Raw genomic sequence first — 6,545 nt, forward strand, 5'->3', positions numbered from 1 at the left:
ACCGAGACGCTCGAGGTGCACGAGCCGCTGTGGGTGATCGCGGGGTTCGCGGGGGCGGCGGTGCTCGGCAGCGGCGCCGGGCTGGTGTTCTGCGCGCTCGCGCAGATGTCGCGTTTCGTCGACCGGGCTCGTGGCCCGTTGATGCGGCCGCTGTTCTGGATCTCCGGGATCTTCTTCGTCGCGGACCAACTGCCGGCGCGGGCGCGTGACGCGCTGTTGGCGAACCCGGTGCTGCACTGCACCGAGCTGGTGCGGGCCGGCTGGTTTCCGAGTTACAGCGCTCAATACGTCGACGTCGGCTACGTTGCATTGTGGGCTCTGAGCCTGTGGTGTGTGGCCCTGACTCTCGAGCGCTCGGTGCGCGGACGAATCGAGCTGACATGATCGAACTGCGCGGCGTCACCAAGATCTATCGGACTCCATTCGGCCCGAACGTCGTGCTCGACGAATTGACGGCGCGTTTCCCTCCGAAGACCGCGGTCGGCATCCTCGGGCGCAACGGCGCCGGCAAGTCGACGCTGTTGCGCATCATTGGCGGCGCCGAGCTTCCGGATGCCGGCAGCGTGATCCGGCGCGGGCTGATCTCGTGGCCGATCGGGTTTCAGGGCGGCTTCAACGGGTCGCTCACCGGCGAGGAGAACTGCCGGTTCGTCGCGCGCATCTACGGCCAATGCGTCGACCGCGTGGTCGACGAGACGCGCGCGTTCGCCGACCTGGGCAACTATTTCTTCATGCCGGTGCGGACCTACTCGTCGGGTATGCGGGCGCGCCTGGCGTTCGGGCTCAGCATGGCCATCGATTTCGACGCGTACCTGGTCGACGAGGTGACGGCCGTGGGCGACCAGCGGTTCCGCCGCCGCTGCCAGGAGGCGTTCGCCGCGCGGCGCGAGCGAGCGGCCCTGATCATGGTCTCGCATCGCGTCGAGACGCTCAAGGAGTACTGCTCCCGCTGCGCCGTGCTACAAAACGGCCGCCTGGTCATGTTCGACAGCGTGGAAGAAGCCGCCGACGTCTACAGCCGGGAGCTGGCGGCATGAGTTCGCTCGACGGTGCGGCGCGCGCGCGCGCGATTCGCCAGGCGCGCGCGCGGCGGCTCGCGCGCCGGTTCGTCGCGTGGGTGGTCGTCCCGACGTTGCTGTCGGCGGTGTACTACGGCTGTTGGGCGTCGTCTCAGTACGTGTCCGAAGCGGTCGTCGCCGTGCGGTACGGGCCGGACGGCAAGGAGGGCCACCTCGAGCGCGACGCGAACCTGTTGCGCGCGTACGTCCAGTCGCGCGACCTCGTCCGCGCGCTCGACGAGGCGCTGAGCCTGCAGGAACACTTTGCGGCGCCGCAGGTCGACCGATGGTCGCGGCTGGCGGAGGATGCGCCGTTCGAGGAACGCTACCGCTACGTCCGCGAGCGCATCGACACGGCGTTCGACAAGACGGCCGGGACGCTCACCGTGCGCGCGCGCGCGTTCACTCCCGAGTTCGCGCAGGCGATGTGTAAGGAGGTGCTCGCGGCGCTCGACAAGAAGGTCTCCGCACTGTTTCCCGACGACCCGCATCCGCCGAGACTCGTGATTCTGGCGGAGCCGTCCTTGCCCGATGTCGCGGCGCTGCCGAAGCGGGGCTGGCGCATCGCCACCGTGTTCTTCGTGTGTCTGGCACTGATGGGGATCGTCGGCCTGGCGGCCGCCGCGATTCGCGAGCACGCCAAGCTGTGAGGCGAGGCCGAAGGTGGAACTCGCAGGCCACGTGGTCGGCAATCGCTGCCCGCTGTTTCTGATCGCCGGGCCGTGCGTCATCGAGGGCGAGGCGATGGCGCTCGACACTGCGGCCGCGCTCGCGGACATCGCGCGGCGGCTCGGCGTGCCGTACGTGTTCAAGTCGAGCTTCGACAAGGCCAACCGCACGTCGGCGACGGCGCCGCGCGGTCCGGGGCTGGCCGAGGGGCTGCGCATCCTGGCCAAGGTGCGCAGTGAGGTGGGCGTGCCCGTGCTCACCGACGTTCACGAGGACACGCCGGTCGACGAGGTCGCCGACGTGGTCGACGTATTGCAGACGCCGGCGTTTTTGGTCCGGCAGACCAACTTCATTCAGCGCGTCGCCGCGGCCGGCAAGCCGGTCAACATCAAGAAGGGGCAGTTTCTCGCTCCGTGGGATATGCAACATGTCGTGGACAAGTGCCGCGCCGTCGGCAACCACGATGTGATGGTGTGCGAGCGCGGCGTGTCGTTCGGCTACAACACGCTGGTGTCCGACATGCGCGGTCTGGCGATCATGCGGCGGATCGGTTGTCCGGTCGTGTTCGACGCGACCCACTCGGTCCAGCAGCCGGGCGGCCGCGGTGCGGCATCCGGTGGCCAGCGCGAGATGGTGCCGGTGCTCGCGCGCGCGGCCGTGGCGGCGGGCGTCGCCGGCCTGTTCATGGAGGTCCACCCGGATCCGGACGCGGCGTGGAGCGACGGCCCGAACCAGTGGCCGCTGTCGCGCACCGAGGAGCTGCTCGAGGGGCTGCTCGCGATCGACCGCGAGGTCAAGCGGCGTCCGTACCTCGAGGACGAGGAGGACCTGTGACGGCGGCGCTGCGCGACCGGCTCGCGCGCGTGCGGCTCGTCGTCACCGACGTCGACGGGGTGCTCACCGACGGCACGCTGTGGTACGCCGGCGACGGCGAGGCGATCAAGGCGTTTCACGTGCGGGACGGGGCCGGCATCCGCGCGCTGATCGACTCGGGGGTGGAGGTGGCGGTGGTGACCGCGCGCCGGTCCGAGGCGGTGGCGCGGCGGCTGGCCGACCTCGGCGTCGCGCGTTACCTGCCCGGGCGGGCGGACAAGCGGGACGCGCTGGCCGAGTTGGCGGCCGCGGCCGGCGTCGACGCCGGCGAGGTGGCGTACGTGGGGGACGATGCGCTCGATCTGCCGGCGCTGGCCGCGGCCGGTGTCGCGATCGCGGTCGCGGACGCGCATGCGAGCGTGCGCGCTGCCGCCGACTGGGTGACGCGCACGCCGGGGGGCCGGGGCGCGCTCCGCGAGGTGGCCGACGCGATCTGCGCGGCGCGCGCGGCGGCGGACCCGCGGTTTACGGTGGCGATCCCGGCGCGCTACGGGTCCGAGCGCCTGCCCGGCAAGCCGCTTCGCGCGATCGCCGGACGGCCGATGATCGAACACGTCGTGCGGCGAGCCGTCGACGCCGGGGCGGCGGAGGTGTGGGTGGCGACCGACGACGAGCGCATCGCCGCCGCGGCGCGGGCCGCCGGCGCGCGCGCCGCGCTCACGTCGCCGGCGTGCGCGTCCGGTACGGATCGCATCGCGGCGCTGGCGGAGCACGTCGGTTGGTCCGACGACCGCATCGTCGTGAACCTGCAGGGTGACGAGCCGGCGATGCCGCCGGCGCTGGTGCGCCTGGTCGCCGGCGAACTGGCGGCGCGGCCCGATGTGGGAATCGCGACGGTGGCGGTACCGGTGCGGGCGCCGGCCGAGCTGTTCGACCCGAATGCGGTCAAGGTCGTGTGCGCCGACGACGGTCGCGCGCTGTGGTTTTCGCGCGCGCCGATCCCGTGGGTCCGCGGCGCGTTCGCGCTCGGCGCGGCGCCCGACGAGCTGCCGGCGGGAGTGCCGTTTTTGCGCCATGTGGGGTTGTACGCGTATCGGGTCGGCGACCTGCGCCGGCTCGCGGCGCTGCCGCCGCACCCGCTCGAGACGGCCGAGCGGCTCGAACAACTGCGCGCGCTCGCGGCCGGCGTCGGCGTGTACGTTGCGCGCGCCGACGCGGCTCCGCCGGCGGGCGTCGATGTGCCGGAGGACATCGCGCGCGTCGAGGAGGTGCTTCGTGGGCGCTAGCGCGCGAGGCGATCGGAGCGCGGCGCGGTGGACCCCGGGTGGCGCGGCGCTGCCGGCCGGCGCGGAAGCGGGCGCGGTGTGTGACGCGGCAGCCGGCGACAGCGCGCCGTGGCGGACCGTCGGCGTGTTCTCGCGCCGCCTGGCGCGGACGCCGCACTTGCCGGCGCTCGTCGGCGCGCAGCGGATCGCGCGCTTCCCGCCGGCGGCCCGTGCCCGCGACCTCGACGCTGTCGTCGGCTGGGGGCGCAAGCGCCGCCACGAGCGGGCGCGCGCCTACGCCGCGCGCCACGGACTGCCGTACTGGTGTGCCGAGGACGGATTTCTTCGTTCCGTCGGCCTCGGCGTCTCGGGCGCCGCACCGCTGTCGATCGTGCTCGACGACCGCGGCATCTACTACGATGCCACCCGGCCGTCGAGGCTCGAGGCGCTGCTGGCGGCAGACGGCCCGGTGTGCGACACCGCCGGCGCGGAGCGCGCGCGGGCGTGTATCGACGCCATCGTCGACGCGGGGCTGAGCAAGTACAACCATTCGCCGCCCGGCCCCGTCCGCCTGCCGGGGCGCCGGCCGCGCGTGCTCGTCGTCGACCAGACGCGCGGCGACCTGTCGGTGCGGCTCGGCCTGGCCGATGCCGCCACGTTCGACGCGATGCTGCGCGCCGCGCGCGACGAGAACCCGGGCGCCGACCTCCTCGTCAAGACGCACCCGGACGTCGTCGCCGGCAAGAAGCGCGGCTATCTGGCGCGCGTCGCCGAACCGGGCGTCCACGTCGTCGCGGAACCGATCAACCCGATCCGGTTGGTGCAGCAAGTCGACCGCGTCTACGTCGTGACCTCGCAGCTCGGGTTCGAGGCCGTGATGGCCGGCATTCCGGTCACCTGCTTCGGCGCGCCGTTTTACGCGGGCTGGGGGCTCACCGACGACCGCGCGGCGATCCCGCGCCGGGGCCGGTCGCGTTCGGTCGAGGAGGTGTTTTTCGCCGCGTACATCGCGTACGCGCGCTACGTCGACCCGGACACGGGCTGTCCGTGCGACATCGAGCGCGTCATCGACCACCTCGCGCTTCAGCGGCGCATGTTCGAACGCAACCGCGGCCGGTGGGTGTGCTTCGGGTTTCGGCCGTGGAAGCGCGGCTACGTGCGCGCGTACCTGCGGTCGCCGGGCGGCTCCGTGGCGTTTGCGCGGGACGCCGAGCACGCCGAGTCGCTCGGCGTCGGGCCCGACGCGCACCTGTTGGTGTGGGGACAGCGCGCCGGCGTCGACGTCGAACGATTGGCGCGCCGGCTCGGGCGCCCGATCGCGCGCATGGAGGACGGATTCTTGCGGTCGGTCGGGCTCGGGTCGGATCTCGAGGTGCCCGCGTCGCTGGTGGTCGACCGCGCGGGGATCTACTACGATCCGACGCGTCCGAGCGACCTCGAACGAATCCTGCAGACCGCGGAGTTTTCGCCGGACGAGTTGGCGCGCGCGGCACGCCTGCGCGAGCGCATCGTGGCGGCGGGTGTGAGCAAGTACAACGTTGGCCGGCCGGTGGCGTGGCGTCCGCCGCCGGGCCGCCGGGTCGTGCTCGTCCCCGGCCAGGTCGAGGACGACGCGTCGATCCGGCTCGGTTGCCGCGACATCCGCACCAACCTCGACCTGCTCGCGGCGGTCCGCCGGGTTGCGCCGGATGCGTTCCTCCTTTACAAGCCCCACCCGGATGTGCTCAGCGGCAACCGGACCGGCGGGGCGGCCCGCGACGCGGCGCACGCGTGGTGCGATCGCATCGAGGAGGAGGCGAGCCTCGCGCAGTGCCTCGAGATGGCCGACGAGGTGCACACGATGACCTCGCTCGTCGGCTTCGAGGCGCTGTTGCGCGGGCTGCGCGTCGTCACCTACGGCCAGCCGTTTTACGCCGGTTGGGGCCTCACGGAGGATCGCCATCCGGTGGCACGGCGCACGCGCCGCCTTTCGCTCGACGAACTCGTCGCCGGCGTGCTGCTGCGCTACCCGATCTACTTGAACCGCGCGACGGGGCAGTTCACGACGCCCGAGGTGGTGATGGACCAGCTCGTGGCCGAGCGCGAGCGGCGGGCGGACGCGCGGACCGTGAAGGTGTCGTGGCCGCGGCGACAGCTGCGCAAACTGGCGGCCGCGACCCGGGGGGTGCTGCATGCTCCCTGACTTCGGCGTCACCAGCGCGCTGCTGCTGCAGGGGCCCAATGGCCCGTTCTTCGCCCGCTTGGCCGCGGAGCTGCGCGCGCGCGGCGCGCGCGTCACCAAGGTCAACTTCAACCCGGGCGACGCGCTGTTCTTCCGCGGCCCCGACGCCGTCGCCTACCGCGAGCCGATGGAACGCTGGCCGGCATGGTGCGCGCGGCTGATGGACGAGCGCGGCATCGACGGCGTGTTCCTCTACGGGGATTGCCGCCCGCTGCACCGGCAGGCGATCGAGGTCGCGCGCGCCCGCGGTGCGGCGGTGTGGGTGTTCGAGGAGGGCTACCTGCGCCCGGACTTCGTCACGTGCGAGCGCGGCGGCGTCAACGGCTACTCGTCGATGCCGCGCGACCCGCAGGTGTTCCGGCGCGAAGCGGCCGCGCTGGCCGATCTGGATCCGCCGGCGCCCGTCGGGAACGTGTTCCCGCGGTGGGCGTGGTACACGGCGGCCAACGCGGTCGCGTGCACGTTGTTCGGCTGGCGCTACCCGCACTATCGCCATCATCGCGACGTGCACGCGCTGCG

General features: G+C 72.6%; 7 protein-coding genes. All 7 read left to right on the forward strand.

From position 1 onward, the window contains the following. On the forward strand, positions 1 to 384 hold a 384-nt coding region (locus tag D6689_16105; GenBank protein ID RMH39575.1), incomplete at its 5' end, for an ABC transporter. Beyond that, entirely contained in the window at positions 381 to 1,037 is a 657-nt protein-coding gene (locus tag D6689_16110) for an ABC transporter ATP-binding protein (protein ID RMH39576.1), read from the forward strand. The genes D6689_16105 and D6689_16110, both read left to right, overlap by 4 nt. Beyond that, positions 1,034 to 1,708, forward strand: coding sequence for a hypothetical protein (locus D6689_16115; GenBank protein ID RMH39577.1), 675 nt, complete (start codon positions 1,034 to 1,036; stop codon positions 1,706 to 1,708). The genes D6689_16110 and D6689_16115 overlap by 4 nt, the downstream gene beginning before the upstream one ends. Before the next feature lie 13 nt (positions 1,709 to 1,721). Next, complete coding sequence (locus D6689_16120) at positions 1,722 to 2,561, forward strand: 3-deoxy-8-phosphooctulonate synthase (protein ID RMH39578.1); 840 nt, start codon at positions 1,722 to 1,724, stop codon at positions 2,559 to 2,561. Beyond that, positions 2,441 to 3,826 carry a 3-deoxy-manno-octulosonate cytidylyltransferase gene (gene kdsB, locus D6689_16125; protein RMH39579.1) on the forward strand — a complete coding sequence of 462 codons (1,386 nt, stop codon included), beginning with the start codon at positions 2,441 to 2,443 and terminating at the stop codon, positions 3,824 to 3,826. The genes D6689_16120 and kdsB overlap by 121 nt, the downstream gene beginning before the upstream one ends. Then, complete coding sequence (locus tag D6689_16130; protein ID RMH39581.1) at positions 3,777 to 5,987, forward strand: capsular polysaccharide biosynthesis protein; 2,211 nt, start codon at positions 3,777 to 3,779, stop codon at positions 5,985 to 5,987. Before kdsB ends, D6689_16130 begins: the two co-directional genes overlap by 50 nt. Further along, the coding region (locus D6689_16135; GenBank protein ID RMH39580.1) for a capsular biosynthesis protein at positions 5,977 to 6,545 on the forward strand (569 nt) is incomplete at its 3' end. The genes D6689_16130 and D6689_16135, both read left to right, overlap by 11 nt.

It is taken from the genome of Deltaproteobacteria bacterium, assembly GCA_003696105.1.
Lineage (GTDB): Bacteria > Myxococcota_A > Polyangia > Haliangiales > J016 > J016.

Coding starts and splice junctions, on each gene's coding strand:
- D6689_16110 (RMH39576.1), top strand. CDS start 381: ATGATCGAACTGCGCGGCGTCACCAAGATCTATCGGACTCCATTCGGC.
- D6689_16115 (RMH39577.1), top strand. CDS start 1,034: ATGAGTTCGCTCGACGGTGCGGCGCGCGCGCGCGCGATTCGCCAGGCG.
- D6689_16130 (RMH39581.1), top strand. CDS start 3,777: ATGTGCCGGAGGACATCGCGCGCGTCGAGGAGGTGCTTCGTGGGCGCT.